Raw genomic sequence first — 20,694 nt, 5'->3', positions numbered from 1 at the left:
CTTTACAGACTTATTCAAGCAGGTCCGCAGCCTCCCGCACACATTCAGCAGTCCCAAAACTAATCAATTGATTCAGCCGTTTTTCTATGGTTTCTGAAGATGTCTCTTCAGTTTGTGTCGCTGCAACGAGGATTTCTCCATGTTCATCCTGTTCACCGCCCAGCACTTTCATCCGCTCAGCTTCCGCCCGCATGACAGCCTTGACAAAGAATTGGTCTGTCGCAAAGCCGTTGATCAAAATCCATATCGAAAAGCCGGACATGACACAAATACATACCGACAGCTCTTCGTCTTCAAACGTACGGCACACAAGCCGGTCAAGTCTGCCGGAGGAGGCCATCGCACAGGTTTCCTGCGGATAAAAGCCGTTTTCAGATAAATAGGCTGAAAGCTCCTCTTTTTGATCAGACTGGGCAGGCAGCCGTTTATGGAGAAACGTCCGGTTCCAAGAAAAGCCTGAACCGACAGGAGCAGAAGCCAGCGTGCGGAGCGGGATTTCCGTTTGCAAGAGGATCTCGTCGCGCCGCACTTGCAGCAAAGTTTCAAACGGAATCGCCTGCTGCTTTAGGTCGCTGTTTTCAGGCTGAATTGCAATAAGCGGTTTAGGCAATTGATGATGGATGAAAGTGCTGACTTTCGTGTTATACAACGCCTTAATGTGCTCTTCTGTGATGGCGGTTTCCGGTTTTTGCTTAGGTCCGGCTGTTCCGTTTTTTATAAAGACGATTTCATCACAGTACAGGCTAGCGATGTTCAGATCGTGAAAAACACTGACAGCAGTCAGCCCATTTTCTCTCGTCAGGCGCTTGATAAGATCGAGCAGTTCTTTTTGATAGGCCAAATCCAGAAAATTAGTCGGTTCGTCTAAAAATAAAATGCGCGGCTGCTGCGCCAGTGCTTGAGCCAAATAAACCCGCTGCTGTTCGCCCCCGCTTAGATCACGAATCGATTTCTCAGCGAAAGCGAGTACCCCTGTTTGTTCCATCGCATTCCGAATAATGGCTTCATCCTCTTCAGTCTGCTGGCTGAACAGCCCTTTTTGAAATGGATATCTACCGAAGGATACGGTTTCTTTGACAGTGAAGCTAAAGGCTTGTTCTGTTTTTTGCGGCAGAACTGCCATCATTTGCGCCAGTTTCTTTGGTTTATATTCAGTGAGTGGTTTGCCAGCCAGACAAACGGAGCCTTCTATTGCCGGAAGTGTTCCTGTCAGCAAGTGAAGCAGTGTTGTTTTTCCGCTCCCGTTCGGTCCGAGAATGCCAAGAAATTCTCCCTTCTTCACTGTTAAACTGATATTTTTAATCAGCCGGCTGCCTCCGTAACCTCCCGACAGCCCTTCTGCCTTGATCATAAGCTTCTCCCCCCGCGATGCTGCCGAATTAAAATCAGAGCGAAAACAGGAGCTCCCGCTAAGGCTGTAATAATGCCGATCGGCAGTTCAACCGGTTCAATCATTGTTCTCGAAAGCAGATCGGCCAAAACGAGAAATCCCGCGCCAAGCAAGGCAGAAAGCGGCAATAAATGCCGGTGATCCGTTCCCCACAGCAATCTTGTGATATGCGGAATCACAAGCCCGACAAAGCCAATGGTGCCGGATACAGCCACAGCGCTGCCTGTCAGCAGTGACCCTGCAATTAAAATCAGCATTTTTCTGTGCTGGACGCTGACCCCGAGAAGCCTTGCTTTCTCCTCTCCATAGGTCATCACGTTGAGTTCTCTCCCGTTTATGATCAGGATCACGGTTCCTAAAAGAAAAAACGGGAGAAACAGGGCAACGTAGCTCCAGCCTCTCATCGAGACGCTGCCAAGCAGCCAATGCACAATCGGCAGCAAATTATCACCTGTCAGAGCAATGATGAGAGAAATAAATGCGCCCAAAAATGAATTGATGATGACACCGGTCAGAATAAGCGTAGAGACAGACATCGAAGCGTGAACGAGGCGGCTGAACGAAAGAACAGCCACAATCGTGACAAGCGCTGCAGCTACACTTACAACCGGCAGTGTAAAGCCTCCGATGACGGGGAACTGCAGTCCAAAAAATAAGGTTGAAACCGCCCCGACGGAAGCACCGGACGAAACACCGAGCGTATACGGATCAGCGAGCGGATTTTTCAAAAGCCCCTGAAAAGCAGCCCCTGCGATAGAAAGAGCCGCCCCCACAAGGGCGGCCAGCACGACTCTCGGCAGTCTGATATTCATCATAATATTTGTATACATTGGATCATAGGAGCCGGCAGAGCCGCCAAAACCTTCATGCCAAAAGATATGAAAGATGGCGGATATCGGAATTGGCAGACTGCCGCAGGAAATGCCCAATATGATACTGGCAGCTAAAAATAAGAAACTGATGCTATAAGCAGCAAAACGATTATTCTTTAAACGTATCCGGGTAGATGCTTTCCGCAAGTTCTTCGATCCCTTCGATCAGACGCGGACCTGAACGTGTGACGAGATCAGGATCAACATCATAAACGCGATGATGTTTCACAGCATTGATTCCGCTCCAGCCATCGCGTTTTTCCACCGCATCCGCTTTTACACCGTCCGTTGTGACAATGGCGTCTGGATTCAGCTTTACGATGGCCTCGTCTGTCATTTGCACCCAGCCTTTTTGATCCGCTGCAGCGTTTTTAGCATGGATGACATTCAGCATTTCATTCATAAACGTGTCTTTTCCGGTTGTGTAAATGTCAGGATCAGGCGAAACCTCAATAAAGACGCTTTTTTCCTCGTCTTTTGAAATGGATTTCGCTTTTTCTTTAATCTCCTGCAGGTCTGATTTCATGCTGTTGACCAGTTGGCCCGCTTTTTTCTCAGCTCCGGCAGCTTCACCGATCATTTCGATTGATTTGTAAACCTCTGCGAATGATTGTGCATCATTGACAGTCAGCACAGCAATGCCAGCGTCCTTCAGCTGCTTGATAGCATCTGCTGAAGCTGACATGGAAGATTCATGAGCGAGAACGAGATCAGGTTTAAGAGAAATGACTTTCTCGACGTTTACATTCATATCCCCAACCTTCTCAACCTGTTTGACTTCCTTTGGATATGTATCGTTTGTGGTGACGCCGACCACTTTGTCACCGAGTCCGAGAGCATATGTAATTTCCGTGTTGCTCGGCATTAACGATACAATTTTTTTCGGCTCCTTTTTGATGGTAACATCCTGGTTTGACGCATCATCAATTGTGACAGGGAACGCTTCAGACGCAGCTGTCTTTTGCTTCGCATTGGAATCCTTCTCACCTGCCGCATTGCCGCAGCCTGAAATCATAATGGCGGTCAGCAGTAGCGCTGTCCATATTCCGGCTAATTTTTTCATACCCTTTCCTCCTAAATGAACTAAAAAAGCATCTCTACGATGGTAAAGACGCTGTAAACAACAAAAAAGCCTATTGTTTACACATCATCTGTCCTCGCAGACTTCGTGTTTATCAAACAGGCAGGTATCCTGGCTTTTGGCGCAAAGGCCAATTACAGTGGCGGGACCGCACCGGCTTTTACCGGTTTCCCTATTAAGCCGGCTATTTCCACGTACCGGCACCTGTTTGACATTCGTATCCTTTTTCGGAGTTATTATACTATATGGCTGATAGGCTTGTATATGCAGTATGAATGACTTTTCCGCCGCTGCATGTATGGAAGCAAAATTCTCGTAAACACTAAATTTCATCTTGTATACTAAGTAGCATGATCAATAAAAAAGGAATGATTCTTATGGACTTACAGCTTAAAGACAAGCTTGTCTTAATCACAGGCTCAACTTCCGGCATCGGGAAAGCCGCAGCGAAAAACTTTTTGCAAGAAGGGGCAGCCGTTATAGTCAATGGCCGAAAACAAGAGACAGTCGATCGCACGGTTGAAGAGCTTTCTTCATATGGAACGGTGCATGGAGCAGCCGCTGACTTATCAAAACCGGATGAAGCAGCAGCTTTTCTTGAAAAAGTGAAGCAGATCGGTGATATAGATGTTCTTGTCAACAATCTCGGTTTCTTTGAAGTGAAGGATTTCGCCGAGGTAACGGATGAAGAATGGAATCAATATTTTGAAGTAAACGTGATGAGCGCTGTTCGGACAAGCCGTCACTTCCTTCCAAAGATGCTTGCCAAAAACAGCGGCCGCATTTTGAATATCGCAAGTGAAGCAGGCGTCAAACCGCTTCCGACTATGATTCCTTATTCAATGACCAAAACAGCGCTGATCAGCCTGTCCAGAGGAATGGCTGAAATGACGAAGGGCACAAAGGTTACGGTTAATTCAGTGCTCCCGGGACCTACTTGGACAGAAGGCGTTGCTTCCTATATGGAGGGCGCCGCAAAGGCAGCCGGCCAGGATACAGATACATTTGTGAAAGACTATTTCAAAGTGAATGAGCCGACTTCACTCATTCAAAGATACGCAACAGCCGAAGAAGTCGCCAACACAATTGTATTCCTCGCATCTGATGCCGCATCTGCCATTAACGGCACGGCACAGCGTGTGGAAGGCGGAATTATCCGTTCACTTTAAATACAAAAACGCATCCGTTTTCGGATGCGTTTTTTTTATAACTCCCCAGCGAATGGAACCGGCTGGTATCCGCCCGTTTCAAGTTTGGCTGAAAACAATCCGCCCGCATGAGGCTGTTCATATCTTTCTGTTTCGGTCATTTGTTCAGTAGCCGTTGTGATGTAAAGGGTTTTCATATCCTGGCCGCCGAACGCACAGCACGTGACATATTTGGCCGGAACACTTATTGAACCAATTTCTTTTTTCTGAAAAGGATCAATGTGAACCACACGGCTCCCGCCAAACAGCGCCACCCACAGCATGCCGTTTTGATCAATTGTCATACCATCCGGCAGTCCATCCGATTTTTCAAAACGGTAGACGGTTTCTGGGTTTGAGACGTTTCCGCTTTCGGGATCGTATTGATAGCACACAATCTCCTGCGTCGGCGTGTCAATGTAGTACATCAAGCTGCGTTCGCGATCCCAATCCAAACCGTTCGAGGTTGAAACTTGATCTTTCATTTTGACAAGGCTGCCATCTGTGTCCAAACGGTAAAGCGAGGCTTGTTTTTGTTCGCCCTCCATGCTCGTCGTTCCTGCCCAAAGCCTTCCGTACGGATCACATTTGGCGTCGTTAAATCGAAGGCTCTCATGCATATCCTTCGGCTGTTTGATTTTTTCAAGACTGTCATCATGAAGATGATACAGGTAAAAACCGTCTTTCATCGTCATGATCAGCTCATCCTTTGAATATTTCGCAAGCGCCGTCACAAAGGATGTAAATTTGACCGAACGATTGATTTTTTCTTTAGGATCGAAAATATGGAGCTCGCTTCCTAAAATATCAACCCAGTATAGACGGCCGTTTTCTTCATCCCATAACGGACCTTCACCGATTACTGCCCTAGTGTCTGCTTCTAATATTGCATCCATGTGTAACACCTCTTTAGCTTCAGTCTATATATTGTTATTCCCGGCAAAGAGGTGTCCAAACCACACGCCTTATTCTTTTTTGAAAAGGATGGTAATGACGGAGCCAATATTGATCCTGCTGTTGACGTGAATCGTTCCGTTATGCAAATGCACCAGCTCTTTGGCAATCGCCAGTCCAAGCCCCGTCCCGGCAGCCGGATCTTTCGTATTGGTTCCTCTGTAATAACGGTTAAATAAATGGGTAATCGTTTCCTCGTCCATTCCTTTTCCATTGTCTTTGACCTTCAATGAAATATGATTTTTTGTCTGTTCAAGAACCACCTGGATCGCTGTTCCTTTATCGTTGTGCTTCACAGCATTTCCGAGCAGATTTTCCAGAATGCGTCTGAACCAGGCTTCATCCAGCGCAAATTCAATATGCTCTTCTCTTGATACAAATGAAATATCATATCCTTCAGAAAACGGATTTTTCTTGAAGTCCTCAATGACATTTTTAAAAAACGGAATGAGGTTCGTGAGCTTTCTCTCCATCGGCAGAGCGTCATTTTTCAGACGATACGTTAAATTTAAGTCCTCGATCAGCTTTGACATGTATTCCGATTTCTCTCTGACAACCTGTCCCATTTCTTTCACTTCCTCAGGAGACCAGTCGTATTGCTTCGATTCAAGCATCATGCTATAACCGTAAATGCTGCTGAGGGGTGTTTTTAAATCATGAGACAAACCGGCGATCCATTCTTCCCGTGTCGCCTGGATTTTTTCTCTGTTTGTCTTATCCTGTCTCAGCGTTTCAGTCAGCTGATCCATAGATTCAAATATCTCACCGAAGAAGCGGTACGGCTGTTTGATTTTTCCCTTTTTGTTTTTACTGACAGGGCGCCCTTTACGGTTTTTCGGTTCTTCAAGCTTCCCTTTTGATAGATTGACAAGCCATTTGATTGTATGAAAAATAGGCAAGCCGAATCTGAACATATACCAGGCAGTCATCCAGAATATATAAAGAATCAGAACGCCCATAATCAGAAACATTGCTTTCAGGACAACCCTCAGAAACGATTTATTAAACTCCTGGTCAGTAATATAGACAGGGTTTGGCACCGAAGCGACCATCCACCTGTTTTGATCGAGGAATTTAACAGAAATCTCCCGTTTATAGTTCCATGGTTTAGAGCTGTATTTGAGAAGCTCCAGCTGGTTCATCGTTTTTCTTTCGCTTTTCTTGCTGTTAATGCTGTCGAGTATGTTCCCGTTTCTGTCTAACAGATACACGGCTCCTTTTTCACGCTTAATATAGTCAATTGTACTGGACTTATATTGTGACAAAGAGTCGATGGAGGGTTCACGGCTTTCAATGGAAGTCAGCAGCTGTTCGCTCTTTGATTTCCAGCCGAACAAGAGGAGGTACGACTTGTCTTCAATATTGATTGCCCAATAATTCAGCTTATAGTTATCAAGCTTCTTGCTTTTATAAATAGACAAAAGCTCCTTCTTGGTGTAGGTGCCGGGCACGTCTTTCGGCACGCTGTAGGAATAATCCGTTTTCCCATTAGAATCAATGATTTGCATCCATCCGTGCTGTTTATCAACAGATTTCTTCAGAAAGTCGTCCACTTCCCATGACCCGTCTTCGTTTACATCGAGATACGCCTCAAGCGTGTCAGTCGTTGCCTTTGTCAGCCCTGAATTGGATTCCGCATCGCTGAATCGCGCGTCTAAATAGAAAAAGGAAGCCACAAGCATGATCGAAAGAAGAAGGATAACAATCAGCATCTGCCCGAAAAAGTGAAACAGAAACTTCCACCTTAACCTCATGGGCGCTTTCCGTTTCCTTCTGGACTCGGGATAAAACGGTATCCGAGACCGCGAACGGTTACGATATATTCCGGATTGCTCGGGTCACGCTCAATTTTTTCCCGGAGCTTACGGATATGAACCATGACGGTATTGTTATCTCCGTACGAAGGATAGCCCCATACTTTTTCATAAATTTGATCTTTAGAAAGCACCACATTGGGATGTTCGCAAAAATACTGAAGCAGCTGCAAAAGCTGAGCCGAACAGGCTACAGTTTCCCCGCCCACAATCAGCTCGGCATTTTGCGGAGAAAATGTAAAGTAATCATATGTATAGGTTTTGTTTGATTCAGCTGCATTCGACTGATACGTACGCTTTAAATGCGCTCTGATCCGCGCGGCTAATTCCAGCGGATTAAATGGTTTTGTAATATAATCATCAGCTCCGACCGCAAAACCCGATAATTTGTCAGCGTCCGATGATCTCGCCGTCAGGAAAAAAATCGGGGCGTCTGAATACTCCCTGATTAATGTGCACGCCTCAAAACCGGTCATTCCGCCCATCATGACATCCAATACGATTAAATCAACCTTATTTGTCTTGACGACCGGAATGGCTTCCTCTGCACTTGCCGCATCCAGTATATGTCGATAACCTTCTTTTTCGAGAACGCGTTTGATCATATCCACAATCGCTTTCTCATCGTCTACGATTAAAATTGACGCATTTTCCACTTTTATGTTCCTTTCTGTCACTGTTTTTTTTCATCTTATCATTATATCGTTTCTTTTTGGTACATTTTTGAATAGGAGGGCTCTTGACGGGGGTGAACAGCAGGAAACGGGAACCTGCAAAATGTTCCCGTTTTTCTTAGAATGAGGTATCGTTATGAGTTCTCGTCTACCATGTACAGAATAAACTCCCAAAATCCCGGAACATCCTGACACAGAAGCATATCAGCCTTTTCAAACATTTTGATTTTCAGCTCCTGCTCCAAATCTTCTCTTTCTTGATAGGACGTATTGCTGAGTTTTTTTCTGATCATCGGTGAAAAGCATGCAATCAGATGCTCAATGTCGTACATTTCATCTTTATTCCTATTATGTTCAAACTGGCCGCTCACAGTTTACTTTTCCCCCTTTTTTTGCGCCTCTAGCTGCTTCCTGATATTTTCTAATCCCTTTTTATGAATATTAGAGATATTTTGCCGGGACTCACCTAATGAATCAGCGATTTCCTGCATCGTGGCACCGTGAAGATAGACTTTTGTCAGCACGCTTTTTTGTTTGTCAGTCAGCTTCTGGATCGCTTGATAAAGCTGATAATCCTGGACATGCTGGCTCAAATCATCCTGCAGGTCTAAAAATTCCTCAAACGCGTCACTTCCCGTTTCGGAAGGAAGTCGTTCTCCTGCTTCCGGATGATCAACCGTCAGCGGATACCGTTTTTGATTTTTGCGAACCCGCTTATCAAAATCGATGGAAAAAATCCGAATCATTGAATTCATATACTTGACGATGCGAATCTCTTTATAAAATTGCTTGAATTGCTCGTCCAACGATTTTGCATCCTTTTCATTCGGGTTTTCCATTACATTTTTGAACAAACGGTAATGCTGAGGGTTGCTCAAAAAATGCTTCACGATGGGATGCTTCATAATCTCCTTACATTTCGATCGCAACAGACCTTGATAGTCCATCAAACCGCCTCCCTACTAAATTAAATGAAGGAAAGCAAAAAAAAGTAAACTACTACTTTCAGACTAGCGTTTGCTGAAGCAAACCTTCCAGTCATGGTTTACGATTTCTTGGATTCCCTTCACTTACTTACATGACTGCACAAAAAGGAGGGAGGTGTTTTTCATGGATCAGGTTTTTATAGAGGAAGTCGTCAAGCAGATCAGCAATCTCGGGTTCCCGGCACTGATCGCGATGTACCTGCTGACCCGTTTCGAGAAAAAATTCGATCAGCTCATTGAACTGATGACAGAGCTGAAAGATCAGAAAGCGAAACATTAATTTTGTATCGAAGTTGACTTTTCATCGGTTTTTTTCACTTAACAAGACAGAAGGGAAAACGAAAGGCCTTTCACATTCTCTTTCTGCGCCACAATTATTTTTAAGGAGGAGACAGGAAAATGAAAAAACAAAACGATATTCCGCAGCCAATCAGAGGAGATAAGGGAGCGACAGTGAAAATCCCGCGTAATATTGAAAGGGACCGGCAGAATCCCGATATGCTCGTACCGCCGGAAACCGATCATGGCACCGTTGAAAATATGAAGTTTTCTTTCTCAGATACTCATAACCGTTTGGAAAAAGGCGGGTACGCCCGTGAAGTTACCGTACGTGAGCTGCCGATTTCAGAAAACCTGGCTTCTGTTAATATGCGGCTGAAACCTGGCGCCATTCGAGAGCTTCATTGGCATAAGGAAGCAGAGTGGGCTTATATGATCTACGGGAAAGCACGCGTCACGATTGTGGATGAAAAGGGCCGCAGCTTTATTGATGATGTAGGCGAAGGAGATTTATGGTACTTCCCGTCAGGCCTGCCGCACTCGATTCAAGCGCTTGAAGAAGGGGCAGAGTTCCTGCTCGTATTTGACGACGGGTCATTCTCTGAAAACAGCACGTTCCAGCTGACAGACTGGCTTGCCCACACCCCTAAAGAAGTGATTGCCGCTAATTTTGGCGTAACAGAAGAAGAAATCGCCAATTTGCCGGGCAAAGAAAAATATATATTTGAAAAACCTGTGCCCGGCTGTTTAAAAGATGACATTGTGGAAGGGCCGTACGGCGAAGTGCCTTATCCGTTTACGTACCGCCTTCTTGAACAGGAGCCGATTGCATCAGAAGGAGGAAAGGTGTACATTGCGGATTCGACAAACTTTACAGTGTCTAAAACCATTGCATCCGCGCTTGTAACCGTGGAACCAGGCGCCATGAGAGAACTTCACTGGCATCCGAATACGCATGAATGGCAATATTACATCTCCGGTAAAGCGAGAATGACCGTTTTTGCTGCTGACGGCCATGCGAGAACCTTTAACTATCAAGCCGGTGATGTCGGTTATGTTCCATTTGCGATGGGCCACTACGTAGAAAACCTCGGCGATGAACCGCTCGTCTTTTTAGAAATCTTTAAAGATGACCATTATGCTGATGTGTCTTTAAACCAATGGCTCGCAATGCTTCCTGAAACCTTCGTCCAAGAACACCTTGACTTAGGCAAAGAGTTTACGGATGTCCTTTCAAAAGAAAAGCATCCGGTTGTGAAAAAGAAAAGCAGTAAATAAAAAACTGGCAGCTTGCAGAGAGCGCTCGTTCTCTCTCTGCAAGCGCTGATAAGGAGCTGAACCAGTGATACATCAAAAGTATTTATTACGGCAGGCCGTACAGTATGTGCTGGCAGCGGCGGCTGTGTTATTTTGCTATTTTACAATCATTCTCTGTGTCTTTTCTTTGGCGGGAACGAGCTACCGATCAGCTGCTCATGTCCTGCTTTTTGCTATGTTATTTCTTGTGCTCGGACTATGCTTTGAACCTTTTGAACGGCTGATGATACATAGTTTTACGTTTTTTAAGACTGGAAAACGAGCTTTTATCCTTATGGCCGGCACCGTCCAGCTGCTGTTTTTATGGATGACCGCTTATACGGCAGATCAAATGATTCATAACATTTGGCTGTCAACCACAGAAGAAATGATCCTCGCAGCCGTTTTTCTTATTTTGGATAAATGCAATTCAGCACTGCCCAAATAAAAAAAGAACGCCATCCGATTGGATGCGTTCTTTTTATTCATATCGAAGCGCGTCAACAGGCTGAAGCTTCGATGCCTTAATGGACGGCAGCAAGCCGAAAATAATGCCGACTGCCATTGAGAAAATGAGTGCTCCGATAACTGCCGGAACGGAGATGATAAAAGGCATCGGAAAGATCACCGTGATAAGTTTAGCGATGCCAAAGCCCGCCAGCACACCGAGAATTCCGCCAATACTTGTCAGCACGACGGCCTCTGTTAAAAATTGAAATAAAATCACGCGCCGCTTGGCACCGAGCGCCTTCTTAATTCCGATTTCCCGCGTTCGCTCCGTCACTGAAACAAGCATAATGTTCATGACACCGATGCCTCCGACCAAAAGTGAGATGCTTGCAATTCCGCCAAGCAGCAGAGCAAATGACTGGTTAAAGGACTCCACTTCCTGAGCGACCTCCTGAAGATCCATCACGCTGTACTCCGCTTTTTCCAAATCAGCATCTGACAGTCCTTGATTTAGAAGGTCCGCGGCCATTACACCGGCTTCTTGGATATGCTCAGAAGAGTCTGCCTGCACCGCAATCTGTGTCGGCGCGTCGAATCCTTCAATAAGCGGCCACACTTTTTTCGGCACATATAAAACCGGATTCGCATAGTCGCCATCAAACATGCTTTCTTCCTGTTTCTTTTCATGAAAAACACCGGCAACCCGGAACGGCACACCGTTCATCTCAATGTTTTTGTGCAGAGCGTCACCGTCAGGAAACAGCTCATCTCTTGCGGCCTCATTGATCATAACCACTTGGTGTGTGCTGTTTAATTCTTTTTCCGCCAGCTTTCTCCCCTCAGTGATGCTGATCGGGAACATATTGAAATAATCAGCATCCACTCCGTACACTTGAGGATAAGAAACGTTCGTTAAGTGAAAAACGGTGGCGCCTTCGGACAAGTAATATAAAGATAATCCTTTTACAACCGGGTCTGATTTTATTGCCTTAATGGTCTCTTCAGATACAGGGGGTGCGGACGTGTAAGAAACCTCCTGATAACCGCCTTCCTCCTCCCCGCCTGTTGGCTGGTACACAACATTAATCGCGTTATTTCCCATGCCGATCATGCTTTGCTTTAATTGCTCGCTTTGGCCTTTCAGCATAGAGACGATCGCAATGATCGCCGCTATACCGATAATGACACCAAGCATCGTAAGAATCGACCTCAGCTTATGTGAAAAAATAGATTGAAAGGAGATCCGAATATGTTCAAGCATGGCTAATCCCTCTCTCGTCTAACACTAATTCTCCGTCTCTGATAAACACGGTTCTGTCGGCTTTTCTGGCGACGTCCGGGTCATGGGTAATCATAATGATCGTTGTGCCTTCCTGATGCAATTGTGAAAACAGCGACAAAATTTGTTCACTTGATTTTGTATCAAGCGCCCCGGTCGGTTCATCTGCCAGAATAAACCGAGGCTGATTGACAAGGGCTCTGGCAATCGCCACCCGCTGCTTTTGTCCGCCGGACAGCTTTGGCGGCTTGTAAGAGATCCTATCTTTCAAACCAACCTTTTCAAGAGCTTCATAGGCTCTTTGCCTTCTTTCTTTTTTCTTTACCTTATTGTAAATCATCGGCAGCTCGACATTTTGCAGTGCGGTAAGGCGCGGCAGCAAATGAAAGGTTTGAAACACAAACCCGATCGATTCGTTGCGAATGTCAGCCAAAGCACCGTCTTTCCCTTTTAATACATCCATTTGGTCCAGCATATAGGTTCCGGAGGTCGGCCTGTCCAAACAGCCTATAATATTCATTAACGTAGACTTCCCTGAACCGGACGGCCCCATAATGGCCAGAAATTCACCAGCTTTGACGGTGAGATTAATATGCTTTAAGATCGGCACCTCTTCTTTGCCCAGCTTGTACGATTTAGAAATATTATTCAGTGTCAGCATTGACTGTAACCTGCTTTCCTTCCTTGACCGCGGGATCAGGATAGATCACATAATCTTCCGGTGTCAGGCCGCTTTTGATTTCGACCATGTCACTTTCGTCTGTCTCCCCGATTTCAACAGGCTGTTTAACCGCTTTCTGCTCCTCATCCGTCTTCCAAACGTATGGTTCGCCATCATCCTGGATAATCATGTCGGACGGCAGCTTAATGGTATTCGCATCTGCTTCGTCACTCATGACTTCAATATTGACATGATAGCCGACTTCAAGGCCCTTATGGCTGTCCAATAAAACAGTGAAAGGATAGTTAGAGGATTGGGGATTCATTTCCTCTTCAGCATAACTTTCTGACTCTTCCCCCTCGCCTGTTCCAGCAGGAAGCTTGCCGATTGAAGTAATCTTGCCTTTCCACTCGCCTTCACCGCCTGTTTTCAGCGTAACTCTGACTTTGCTGCCTTTTTTAATCGTGTCCATTAACAGCTCGTTGATTTGGCTTTTCACAAGGTATTTGCCCGTTGAAACGATTTGGATATACGGGCCTGCTGCCTGATCACCCGTTGCGCCGTCCGCAATATCCTGATTGACGCTTTGAACGATACCGTCATGCTTGCTTGTGATCACATTTGAACCTTTGTTTTTCGTAAGTGCAGCCAGTTCTTTTTGGTGCTGCTTCAGTTCAAGCTGGCTTGTCTTTAAATCAAAATTGGCCTGGTCAAGCTCGTCTTGAAGCTGTGCTTTCTCGTCTTTTCCGGCTGTCTTTAGCTTCTTCTCAGTTTCTGCTATTGATTTTTGCAAGCGGCTGATTTGAAGGTTTGTCATTTCGGTTTGTAAATTGCTTTGCTCAATTTCGTCAGAATGATCCTCGCCCTCGTACTCGAAAAGCTTATCGCCTTTTTTAACCTTATCGCCTTCTTTGACGTACGTTTTTTTAATGCTTCCTTTCTCTGAATCTATGTATACTTTTTGCTGTTTCTCTGGCTCAACTTTTCCCGAAAACGATTGGGCAGATTCAGATTCACCGCCCATATACACTGCGACCGATTCAGCATAAGGCTCCGATGATACGGCAACTTGGTTCATGTGAGTAAAAAAGTAAAAACCGCCGGCACCGATCCCCGCCAGTACGAGCACACCGGCACATATCGAACCGGCAATAAGCCATTTTTTCTTCTTGGACACAATGATCTCCTCTTTCTGTAATCTTCGTAATATTTTCGAAACATTCTAACCAATATTATCTATTAATTCAAATAGACTTTCAATCTTTTTCTTCAAAATCTGGAATTAGCAAGAAAAATTATATTTTTGTGGTTAAAAATAAAAAATCCCGGCGTCATGCCGGGATTTTTCTTACACAGAAACAAGCTGTTTTTCAGTTTTAATCAGGTCGTAGGTTAAGCATACTGGTTTATTTGTACGAGGATCAGTGACGATTTCGGCATCAATCTGGAATACCCGCTTCAAAATATCCGGCGTCATGACCTCCAGTGCGGTCCCTTCCTTGATGACCGTGCCTTTTTTGAGCGCAATCATATAATGGGAAAAACGGGCCGCGTGATTCAGATCATGAATCACCATTAAAATCGTCCGTCCTTGCTCCTTGTTCAGTCTGTCAAGCAGCTGCAGGATTTCGAGCTGATGTGCGAGATCGAGATATGTTGTAGGCTCGTCAAGCAAAAGCAGCTCTGTCCCTTGTGCAAGCGCCATCGCAATCCACACGCGCTGACGCTGTCCGCCTGACAATGCCTCAATCGGACGCTCATGGTATTCCGCCATGCCGGTTTCTTCGAGTGCCCATTTGATGATGCGGCGGTCTTCATCATTTAATCTGCCGAAGCCTGATTGATGCGGAAATCTGCCGTACGACACCAATTCGTACACCGTTAAACCGCTCGGAGCCTCAGGCGTCTGCGGCAGAATGGCCATATCCTTCGCAATGTCCTTAGTAGACATTTTATGAATCGCATTGCCGTTTAAGTAAACGGCACCTTGATGTGAGCGCATAATTCTGGACATCGTTTTTAATATCGTTGACTTTCCGCAGCCATTCGGCCCAATTAAGGTTGTTATTTTCCCTTTAGGAATGGATATATTTAAATCTTCTACAATCAGCCTGTCGCCATAACCGATCCCAAGCTGTTCCGTTGATAATGAATTCAAGTTCGGTCCCCTCCTCAATTCGATTTCATCAATAAATAAATAAAGTAAGGCGCACCTAAAACGGAGATGACAAGTCCGACCGGAATTTCTGACGGTGCCAATACATTTCTCGCCAGCGTATCAGCCAGAAGAAACAGAAACGCGCCGATAAAGGCGGAAACCGGTATAAGCGTCTGGTGGCGGGGACCGGTAAGCCTCCTTGCCACATGCGGTGCGATTAATCCGAGGAACGCGATGCCTCCTGCAGCTGCCACACAGGATGCGGCAAGAGCGACCGCTGCCAGAAGGAGAATCCGTCTTTCCTTTTCAACAGCAGTGCCAAGTCCGGTCGCTAATTGGTCTCCCAGCTGTAAAATGTTCAGATAGCGTGCTTTATATAAAGTAAAAGGAAGCAAAATCACAATCCAGGGGAGTACCGCCCAGATCATGTTCCAATTGGCCCCCCATATCGAGCCTGATATCCAAACTGCAGCCTGCATAAAGTCATGTGGGTCCATTTTGAGCTGAAAAATAAGCAAAAGGGCATTAAATCCGGCATTTACACCGATTCCGACTAGGATCAGCCGAATCGGAGTCACACCTTTTTTCCAAGCCAGAAGATAAATGAGAAACGCGGCGAGGAACGCGCCTGCCAGAGCGCTGAACGGCAGCATAAACGTCCCTAAAAAGCCGAGATCTGATGCTGACCCTTGAAAAAAGTAAATAAAGAGCACAACAGCAAGCGAACCCCCGGCGTTAATCCCGAGAATACCCGGTTCAGCCAAATCATTTTGAGACACGCTTTGCAAAATGGCTCCGGCAACAGCAATACCCGCCCCAACAAGCAGCGACAAAATTATTCGCGGCAGCCTGAACTCAAATAAGACAAGCTCATCCCGCGCCGTTCCTTGGCCGAAAAAGACCTTGAGCGTTTGCAATGGGGCAATTTTAATGACACCCAGATTCAGACTGATAAAAAAGACAAACATGATCAGCAGAAAAGTTACTGCTATCACAACAAGAGGTTTTTTCGTTTTCATTACAGCCCTCTCCTTTCACGACGTGCCAAATAAAAGAAAAAGGGAACACCGATGAGAGAGGTCAGCGCGCCGACAGGCGTTTCAAACGGCGCGTTCACGAGTCTGGCCGCAATGTCAGCAAAAACAAGCAAAACAGCGCCAAGCACCGCCGAGCAAGGAATAATCCACCGATAATCAATCCCTACCAAAAACCTTGTGATATGAGGAATGATCAGTCCGATAAACGCGATGGTGCCGGCAATGGAAACAGCAGCTCCCGTCAACACCACAACGACAAGCATGCCAACCAGTTTCACCGCTGATGTATATTGCCCAAGCCCCTTCGCCAGATCGTCACCGAGGCTTAACACCGTCACAGACCGGGCAATGATAAACGCAAACGTCAAACCGACAGCTCCTGCAATAACCAGCAGCTGAACGCCTGACCATTTCACACCCGCTACCCCGCCTGCGTACCAAAAGCTGACATCCTGTGCTACATCAAAACGGAGCGCAATTGCGGTTGAAATGCCCGTAAAGAAATAACTGACGGCCGTTCCGGCAAGAGCAAGCTTTACAGGCGTGAGACCGCCCCTGGAAAACATGCCGATGCCCAATACCGTCGATGCCCCCAGTCCGGCGCCCGCAAAGGACCACAGCACAAGCCCGAAGGCAGAAAGTCCTGGAAAAAAAGCAAACGCAATCGAAATAGCAAAAGCAGAGCCCGATGTTATCCCCATAATAGAAGGCTCCGCCAATGGGTTTCTCGTCATGCCCTGCATGATCGCCCCAGACACGGCTAACAATGCGCCGACAAGCGCGGCAGCAGCCGTTCTTGGCAGCCGAAGATCGTGTATAATTTGGTGTGAGGTTTCATTTGGCTGGAAATGAAAGATGGCGTCCCACACAGTCCGTAAATGGATATCCGCAGCACCGAGAGAAATGGACAGCATCGCGCCGAAGCATAATAAACATACCCCCGCAACAAGCACAATGACCGCACCAAACGACCGGGATGTCCATTGAATTTCTTCATCTGATATCATCTGTTTATTTTTCATGTGACTCAACAGCCGTACTTCCTTTCGATAATGATAATGATTATCAATTGCTGTTTCAGTATATCACTTTTTTCTGCTGATTTAATAGAGCGTTTTGATAAAAATGAGAATATGAATGCAAAAATATCGTGTCAACTGGCACTTGTGATGATATAATCACAGGTGATAATGATTCTCTTTATCATCTATTTATTTGGAAAGAAGGTATGAGATATGACCCATACATACAAGAAGCTTGGTGCCGCTTTTTTTGCTCTTTTATTGATTGCAGCGCTGGCAGCCTGCGGAAATCACTCAGAAAGCAAAGGCTCTTCCTCTGATTCAAAAGACGAAGAAACCGTTACATACAAGGCTGAAAACGGAAATGTAAAAATTCCCAAACATCCTAAACGGGTGGTTGTCATGGCTGACGGCTACTACGGAGACTTCAAAACACTGGGCATCAACGTCGTCGGTGCACCTGAAAATGTATTTAAAAACCCTTACTACAAAGGTAAAACCGATGGTGTCACAAATATCGGAGACGGCACTTCTGTTGAAAAAGTGATTGATTTAAAGCCTGACCTGATCATCGTTTGGACTACACAAGGCGCCGATATTAAAAAGCTCGAAAAAATCGCGCCGACTGTTGCGGTGAAATACGATAAACTCGATAACATCGAACAGTTTAAAGAATTCGCAAAAATGACAGGAACGGAAGATAAAGCGGAGAAGTGGCTTGCCGAGTGGGACAAAAAAGTCGCGGCAGCCAAAACAAAAATTCAAAAAGTCATTGGTGACAAAACAGTTTCTATTATGCAAACAAACGGCAAAGACATTTATGTATTCGGTAAAGATTTCGGAAGAGGCGGAAGCATCGTCTACAAAGATCTTGGTTTACAGGCCACAAAGCTGACAAAGGAAAAAGCGATTGACCAAGGCCCAGGGTATACCAGCATTTCTTTAGAAAAGCTCCCTGACTTCGCCGGAGATTACATTTTCGCGGGTCCATGGCAATCAGGCGGAGACGATGGCGGCGTATTTGACAGTTCCATTTGGAAAAACCTCGATGCTGTCAAAAATGATCATGTCTATAAAATTGACCCGATCGGCTTCTATTTCTCAGACCCGATTTCACTAGAAGGACAGCTGAAGTTTATCACGAAAAGCTTAACAAAATAAACAAAGAGCCGCACTGATCTGCGGCTCTTTTCTATATTGCAAAGAATCCGACAGGACGGAGCAACTCATATTGAACCACATCGCATATTTTCTTTCTCAATTCATATTAAGCTGCATCATCATCGCCGTAAGTTTTTTCAACGGTCTTTATATCGGAAAGCCTTTTTCTCATGTGCTTCTCGTTTTTATTTAAGTGCTGGCTTTGTTTCATTTTCTGAAGAAACGGAAAAAGCGTTTTTTGCATATTCGAATGTCCTATCACTGACAGCGTTCCTGTCCGCTATTTTGTGTATGGGACTTATAACAGGAGAAATAACGTTTTTATAAAAAAGACACCTGACTGCATTGTCAGGTGTCTTTTTTTATGCTTGTTTTTCTTTAGAGAATTTCTTTATCACAAACGGATAAATTGCCAGACCGACAAAGAACAAACCGATACCGAGAATAAATGTCGTTAAATCCGCTGTGCCTGTTACGATAACAAACAATGAGTATACACACGCTAAAATCGCGATCAATCCGTCTTTTACCCGGGAACCTTTCAGCTGATCATACGTTTCGCCTTTTATAACAAGCTTCAGGCTGTAAATCGCAGACACTAAATACGGAATTAAATACGCAAGGGTTGCCGCTGTCGTTAAAAACGTAAATGCGTCACTTATTGTCCGGGAAATAACAGAGAATATGAAGACCTGTGACATCACATTTGTAATGATCAAAGAAATAACCGGGCTTCCTTTTTTATTTGTTTTCGCAAAGACCGCCGGAAAATCTCCTGCTTTAGCAGCTTGGTACGGAACCTCAGAGCCAAGCAAAATCCAGCCGAGCATCGTTCCGAATAAGCAAAGAATCGCCAGTAGCGCCATAATCACGCTTCCTGCGTTTCCAACAATCGCATACAGCACATCAACGAACGGTTTTTCAGATCCGACAAGCTTATCGTGCGGCAGAACCCCCATTGTGATCAATGTGACAATAATGTAAATGCTTAACGCGATCAACAAACCTGTGATGGTCGCACGTTTCACATCACGCTGAGTACGCGCGCGTCCAGACAAGATCACTGCTGATTCAATTCCCACAAACGCCCATAGAGTAGAAATGGCGGCGTTGTGAACCTGTCCGCCGATGCCAATGCTTGTGCCGTTCTCACCTTGAATCGGAAAATAAAAATGATCGAATAATGTCGTTTGAAACACAAACAATCCGGCAATGATAAAGAAAACAAAACCTAATACTTTTGAAAACGTTGTGATAAAGTTTAATTTACTAGCACCGTTAATGCTTGCAACAAGAATCGTGTGCGTTCCCCAGAGCAAAATCGTACATACAGCAAACGTCAGCAATTGGCCGAGTGTCACCTCTTGGCTGCCGACAGCAAACAGTACACGTTTATCAACTAAAATCGGGAAAAACGAAGTCAAGTAACCGGCTAGACTTGTGATAATCGCCACGTTACTGATCCAGCTCGCCACCCAGTAGCCCCACACCATTGTGAATCCGGCAGCGTTCCCTTTCTTCGGATCAGAAAACAGCGCTCTCGCATAACTTTGCGGCCCCGCTGTCAGCTCAGGCTTGCGAATAGACAAGTGCCCGAAGACAAGCGCAATCATCAGCACGCCCGCACCTGTCAAAAGCCAGGCGGACGTAGCGCCAAGCGGACTTGCAATCGAAGCAAGCGAACTTGGCAGGGAGAAAATCCCCGATCCAACCATATTTCCAACGACAAACGCCGTTAATAACCAAAAACCCCATTTTTTTGTCTGTTCCATTCCAGTACCTCCAATGATTCTTTGTACGGACCAGAACCCGAGATCATGTAAACACAAAAAAAGCCTGAACAAAAGTCCATGCTTAAAGAAACACACACCCTTGATCTCCGGATAGCCCTCCGCGAAAAAGCACGCGGCAGTCCTGCACTTATTCAGATACAGTCCCAGCATAGAGAAGGATCGGCTTTCTCCACACTTCGGCGCTGATGCCTTTTACACATGTTTAACAGCTCCTGTCAGCCTGGCATGTGTGACTCATCATCCGCGCAACCTCTACCTCACTGAGAAAGAGTGAGGATTTATTTATTCAGTTACTCCCAGAAGGTTATCAAAGAAAGAATGATCTGTCAAAGGGAACAGATGGAAAATGCGGATAGAGCCAAGCCCTATCCGCATGCGGTTAGCGATTATTTTTCTTTTTTTGTACAGCTTCTTGAAGCGGATCATCTTTAAGAGCTGAACCGGCATCTTCAAGAGCTCCTTGGATTACGTTTTTTTCTTTTTCAGAACGTTTACCTTTATCTTTATTAAAGAAAGCCATTCGTATCACCTCTTTTAGAAAATAGGTACATCTTTAAGATGCCTTTTTCTCAGGAAATTATGCGGCTCATTTTTTTATCG

Annotated in this window: 21 protein-coding genes and 2 riboswitches; of the genes, 5 read left to right on the top strand and 16 right to left on the bottom strand. The window is 45.4% G+C overall.

What is annotated here, in order from left to right:
- Positions 1-10: 10 nt before the first annotated feature.
- Genes DIC78_RS14550 through DIC78_RS14540 form a run of 3 tightly spaced genes read right to left on the bottom strand, consistent with a single transcriptional unit; the run spans position 11 to position 3,325 of the window.
- Positions 11-1,351, bottom strand: a complete 1,341-nt coding sequence (locus tag DIC78_RS14550) for an ABC transporter ATP-binding protein (RefSeq protein WP_127696486.1) — start codon at positions 1,349-1,351, stop codon at positions 11-13.
- A complete protein-coding gene (locus tag DIC78_RS14545) occupies positions 1,348-2,409 on the bottom strand; it encodes a FecCD family ABC transporter permease (RefSeq protein WP_127696485.1) in 1,062 nt (353 codons plus the stop codon). The genes DIC78_RS14550 and DIC78_RS14545 overlap by 4 nt, the downstream gene beginning before the upstream one ends.
- On the bottom strand, positions 2,372-3,325 hold the full coding sequence (locus DIC78_RS14540) for an ABC transporter substrate-binding protein (RefSeq protein ID WP_127696484.1): 954 nt from the start codon (positions 3,323-3,325) through the stop codon (positions 2,372-2,374). Before DIC78_RS14540 ends, DIC78_RS14545 begins: the two co-directional genes overlap by 38 nt.
- 102 nt (positions 3,326-3,427) lie before the next feature.
- Positions 3,428-3,566: riboswitch (cobalamin riboswitch) on the bottom strand.
- A 154-nt stretch (positions 3,567-3,720) separates the two neighbouring features.
- Between DIC78_RS14540 and DIC78_RS14535 the strand changes: the two genes are divergently transcribed.
- Positions 3,721-4,512: an SDR family NAD(P)-dependent oxidoreductase gene (locus DIC78_RS14535; protein WP_127696483.1), complete on the top strand. Its 792-nt coding sequence runs from the start codon at positions 3,721-3,723 to the stop codon at positions 4,510-4,512.
- A 35-nt stretch (positions 4,513-4,547) separates the two neighbouring features.
- Here the strand turns inward: DIC78_RS14535 and DIC78_RS14530 are convergent, their stop codons facing one another.
- From DIC78_RS14530 to sigO, 5 genes are all read right to left on the bottom strand, one after another.
- A complete protein-coding gene (locus DIC78_RS14530) occupies positions 4,548-5,426 on the bottom strand; it encodes an SMP-30/gluconolactonase/LRE family protein (protein ID WP_101864063.1) in 879 nt (292 codons plus the stop codon).
- 69 nt (positions 5,427-5,495) lie between these two features.
- Positions 5,496-7,238 (bottom strand): two-component system sensor histidine kinase YvrG, encoded by a 1,743-nt coding sequence (gene yvrG / locus DIC78_RS14525; RefSeq protein WP_127696482.1) that lies wholly within the window; start codon positions 7,236-7,238, stop codon positions 5,496-5,498.
- Entirely contained in the window at positions 7,235-7,954 is a 720-nt protein-coding gene (gene yvrH, locus DIC78_RS14520) for a two-component system response regulator YvrH (protein WP_024122812.1), read from the bottom strand. The genes yvrG and yvrH overlap by 4 nt, the downstream gene beginning before the upstream one ends.
- Positions 7,955-8,106: 152 nt before the next feature.
- Positions 8,107-8,343 (bottom strand): sigma-O factor regulator RsoA, encoded by a 237-nt coding sequence (gene rsoA, locus DIC78_RS14515; RefSeq protein WP_024122813.1) that lies wholly within the window; start codon positions 8,341-8,343, stop codon positions 8,107-8,109.
- Positions 8,344-8,346: 3 nt separating this feature from the next.
- Positions 8,347-8,877, bottom strand: coding sequence for an RNA polymerase sigma factor SigO (gene sigO / locus DIC78_RS14510; RefSeq protein WP_105954123.1), 531 nt, complete (start codon positions 8,875-8,877; stop codon positions 8,347-8,349).
- A 205-nt stretch (positions 8,878-9,082) separates the two neighbouring features.
- Here sigO and DIC78_RS14505 point away from each other — a divergent pair, with 205 nt between their 5' ends.
- The 3 genes from DIC78_RS14505 (at position 9,083) to DIC78_RS14495 (ending at position 10,981) form a co-directional block, all read left to right on the top strand.
- Positions 9,083-9,238, top strand: a complete 156-nt coding sequence (locus tag DIC78_RS14505; RefSeq protein WP_024122815.1) for a YvrJ family protein — start codon at positions 9,083-9,085, stop codon at positions 9,236-9,238.
- A gap of 119 nt (positions 9,239-9,357) precedes the next feature.
- Positions 9,358-10,515, top strand: a complete 1,158-nt coding sequence (gene oxdC, locus DIC78_RS14500; RefSeq protein ID WP_010331853.1) for an oxalate decarboxylase — start codon at positions 9,358-9,360, stop codon at positions 10,513-10,515.
- 64 nt (positions 10,516-10,579) lie between these two features.
- Positions 10,580-10,981, top strand: a complete 402-nt coding sequence (locus tag DIC78_RS14495; protein WP_101859964.1) for an acid stress-sensitive anti sigma factor RsiO — start codon at positions 10,580-10,582, stop codon at positions 10,979-10,981.
- A 33-nt stretch (positions 10,982-11,014) separates the two neighbouring features.
- On the opposite strand, the gene DIC78_RS14490 is transcribed toward DIC78_RS14495, so the two are convergent.
- The 6 genes from DIC78_RS14490 to DIC78_RS14465 form a co-directional block, all read right to left on the bottom strand.
- Positions 11,015-12,244, bottom strand: a complete 1,230-nt coding sequence (locus DIC78_RS14490; RefSeq protein ID WP_101859963.1) for an ABC transporter permease — start codon at positions 12,242-12,244, stop codon at positions 11,015-11,017.
- Entirely contained in the window at positions 12,237-12,923 is a 687-nt protein-coding gene (locus tag DIC78_RS14485) for an ABC transporter ATP-binding protein (protein ID WP_024122819.1), read from the bottom strand. Before DIC78_RS14485 ends, DIC78_RS14490 begins: the two co-directional genes overlap by 8 nt.
- Positions 12,907-14,100: an efflux RND transporter periplasmic adaptor subunit gene (locus tag DIC78_RS14480; protein WP_024122820.1), complete on the bottom strand. Its 1,194-nt coding sequence runs from the start codon at positions 14,098-14,100 to the stop codon at positions 12,907-12,909. Before DIC78_RS14480 ends, DIC78_RS14485 begins: the two co-directional genes overlap by 17 nt.
- A 171-nt stretch (positions 14,101-14,271) precedes the next feature.
- The gene (locus tag DIC78_RS14475) at positions 14,272-15,081 is read right to left on the bottom strand and encodes an ABC transporter ATP-binding protein (protein WP_024122821.1); all 810 of its coding nucleotides are present in this window, start codon (positions 15,079-15,081) and stop codon (positions 14,272-14,274) included.
- A gap of 14 nt (positions 15,082-15,095) precedes the next feature.
- Entirely contained in the window at positions 15,096-16,100 is a 1,005-nt protein-coding gene (locus DIC78_RS14470; RefSeq protein ID WP_106019549.1) for a FecCD family ABC transporter permease, read from the bottom strand.
- On the bottom strand, positions 16,100-17,140 hold the full coding sequence (locus DIC78_RS14465; protein ID WP_395939722.1) for a FecCD family ABC transporter permease: 1,041 nt from the start codon (positions 17,138-17,140) through the stop codon (positions 16,100-16,102). The genes DIC78_RS14470 and DIC78_RS14465 overlap by 1 nt, the downstream gene beginning before the upstream one ends.
- Positions 17,141-17,353: 213 nt before the next feature.
- Here DIC78_RS14465 and DIC78_RS14460 point away from each other — a divergent pair, with 213 nt between their 5' ends.
- Positions 17,354-18,301: an iron-hydroxamate ABC transporter substrate-binding protein gene (locus DIC78_RS14460; protein WP_024122824.1), complete on the top strand. Its 948-nt coding sequence runs from the start codon at positions 17,354-17,356 to the stop codon at positions 18,299-18,301.
- A gap of 362 nt (positions 18,302-18,663) precedes the next feature.
- Here the strand turns inward: DIC78_RS14460 and DIC78_RS14450 are convergent, their stop codons facing one another.
- Together DIC78_RS14450 and sspJ are read right to left on the bottom strand one after the other, a co-directional pair.
- Positions 18,664-20,073 carry an amino acid permease gene (locus tag DIC78_RS14450; RefSeq protein WP_024122826.1) on the bottom strand — a complete coding sequence of 470 codons (1,410 nt, stop codon included), beginning with the start codon at positions 20,071-20,073 and terminating at the stop codon, positions 18,664-18,666.
- Between the two features lie 104 nt (positions 20,074-20,177).
- Positions 20,178-20,357, bottom strand: a riboswitch (Lysine riboswitch).
- A gap of 116 nt (positions 20,358-20,473) precedes the next feature.
- Positions 20,474-20,614 (bottom strand): small acid-soluble spore protein SspJ, encoded by a 141-nt coding sequence (gene sspJ, locus DIC78_RS14445; protein ID WP_010331863.1) that lies wholly within the window; start codon positions 20,612-20,614, stop codon positions 20,474-20,476.
- Between the last annotated feature and the right edge of the window lie 80 nt (positions 20,615-20,694).

The organism is Bacillus halotolerans (assembly GCF_004006435.1).
Taxonomy (GTDB): Bacteria; Bacillota; Bacilli; order Bacillales; family Bacillaceae; genus Bacillus; species Bacillus halotolerans.
This window is presented reverse-complemented; position numbering and strand designations above follow the sequence as displayed.